The organism is Archangium sp., assembly GCF_036389735.1.
GTDB lineage: Bacteria > Myxococcota > Myxococcia > Myxococcales > Myxococcaceae > Archangium.
On sequence record NZ_DASVWK010000173.1, the window covers coordinates 1 to 2,084 of the forward strand.

At 68.7% G+C, this 2,084-nt stretch carries 3 protein-coding genes; 1 reads left to right on the forward strand and 2 read right to left on the reverse strand.

Annotation, left to right across the window (positions count from 1 at the left end; all coding sequences use genetic code 11):
• Positions 1–395, forward strand: a 395-nt coding sequence (locus tag VF794_RS06370) for a LamG-like jellyroll fold domain-containing protein (protein ID WP_331108286.1), incomplete at its 5' end; no start/stop codon positions are given.
• A 163-nt stretch (positions 396–558) separates the two neighbouring features.
• On the opposite strand, the gene VF794_RS06375 is transcribed toward VF794_RS06370, so the two are convergent.
• Positions 559–1,713: a VWA domain-containing protein gene (locus VF794_RS06375; protein ID WP_331108287.1), complete on the reverse strand. Its 1,155-nt coding sequence runs from the start codon at positions 1,711–1,713 to the stop codon at positions 559–561.
• Positions 1,697–2,084 (reverse strand): DUF5682 family protein (locus VF794_RS06380; protein ID WP_331108288.1); only part of this gene is annotated, 388 nt, incomplete at its 5' end. The genes VF794_RS06380 and VF794_RS06375, both read right to left, overlap by 17 nt.

Sequence of the window (2,084 nt, forward strand, 5' to 3'; positions counted from 1 at the left end):
CGGCACTGGCGATTACGTTCAACCAGCCAGTGAGCGTGGGCACGGTCTCTAGCGGCAACTCGTGGTGTGATTCCGGGGGGTGTGCCCTCCAGGGAGGCAGTGACTTCGTCGATGCCGCACATCCACTGGGGACATGGCGTCTTGTGTCCGGGGTTTATGTCGACACGAGCAAGAAAATCACGGTGTACGTCGACGGAGTGAAAGATGGAGAGGTGACGTTCACGACTGCGGGAAGCCCCCAGGTGAATGGAGCTACGCTGCAACTCGGACGGCGCAAATCCAACAACGGTGCCATGGCTGGGCGGCTCGATGATGTCCAACTCTATGGTGCGGCTCTACGCCCGGACCAGGTGCAAACCATCTATCGCTGCCCGGAGCGCTGCGGCTGCTGGTGAGGCAACGGATAGACTTATCTGGAAGGGGGAAAATGCCGTTCAACTGGTGCCAGTCCTCCTTCGAGAATGCATCGAGGTCGAAGCAGTACATGCGCTCGAAGCTGATGAACCCGGGGTGCTCGGGTCGTAGCTCCGCTTGGAGATCTTAGCGTCCCCTCATGGTTCACCCAGGGCGCGCGAGCTGGATGTCGTTGCGCGCCGCCCAGGCGCCGATGTTCTGTCGCTGGAGGGCCGCCGCCATCAGCTCCGGGAACTGGTCCGGCGTGCAGGCGAAGGTGGGGATGCCCAGGGTCGCGAACTGCGCGGCGTGGTGGCTGTCATAGGACGGCGTCCCCTGGTCGCTCAGCGACAGCAGGCAGATGACCACCACGCCGCTGCGCACCAGCTCCGCCGCCCGCTGGAGCATCCGCTGGGCGTTGCCTCCCTCGTACAGGTCCGTGACGAGCACGAGGATTGTCTGCGTCGGCCGGGTGACGAGCTGCTGGCAGTACGCGAGGGCCCGGTCGATGTCCGTGCCACCTCCCAGCTGCGTGCCGAACAGCAGATCCACCGGGTCCGACAGCTCCTCGCTCAGGTCCACCACCGCGGTGTCGAAGAGCACCATCCGCGTGGACACCGCGCGCAGCGAGGCCAGCACCGCCCCGAAGATGCTCGAGTAGACGACCGAGGGCGCCATGGAGCCGCTCTGGTCGATGCATAGCACCACGTCCCGCAGGCTCGAACGCCTGCGCCCGTGCCCCACCAGCTTCTCCACCACCACCGACTTGCGCTCCACCTGGTAGTTGCCGAGGTTGGCCCGCAGCGTCCGGTCCCAGTCGATCTCCGCGGCCCTTGGCCGGCGCGTGCGCGAGGACCTCGACAGCGCTCCCCGCACGGCCCGCTCCGTCGGGGCTCGCAGGCGCCGCTCCAGATCCTCGACCACCCTGCGCACCACCTTGCGCGCCGTCTCCTTCGTCTTCTGGGGGATGACCTTGCGCAGCGACAGCAGCGTCGCCACCAGTGACACGTCCGGCTCCACCGCCTCGAGCATCTCTGGCTGGAGCAGCATCTCCGTGAGCCCGAGCCGTGTCATCGCATCGCCCTGCATGACGCGCACGACCGAGGCGGGAAAGTACTCGCGGATGTCTCCCAGCCAGCGCGTCACGTGCGGCGAGGAGGCCCCCAGGCCGGCCTTGCGCTCGGAGTCGTACAGCGCCGCCAGCGCCCGGTCCATGCGCAGCTCGGCCTCCCCAAGTGGCACGCCCAGCGTGGACTGCGCGGGCTCGCCCAGGACGAGCCGCCAGCGCTCCAGCCGCTCCTCTTCAGCCGACTTCGCCAATTCGCACCCCCAGGATGGTGGACAGCACCGGCAGCACCCGCGCCACCCGCTCCGGTTCCAGCTCCTCCGCCACTGCCTTCGCGCCCCCCCGCGCCGGAGCGCCGGAGAGCTGCTTCACCCGCTCGCCCATGGCGCGCCGCTCGGAGGTGCTGAAGTCCGCGAACGCGCGCCGCACCAGGGGCAGGTGCTCGACGAAGGACTCCCGCGCGAGGCCCGCGAGCCACCCGTCCAGCGCCGCCCAGAGTTCCTGGCGGTGGAGCAGCAGCAGCGCGCTCCCCGAGACGAGCCCCTCCAGCCAGGCCGCCGCCTCGGTAGGAGGCACGGCCGTGGACAGCGCCCGCCGGGAGAGGGTCCCCAGCTCCTCGTCCCGC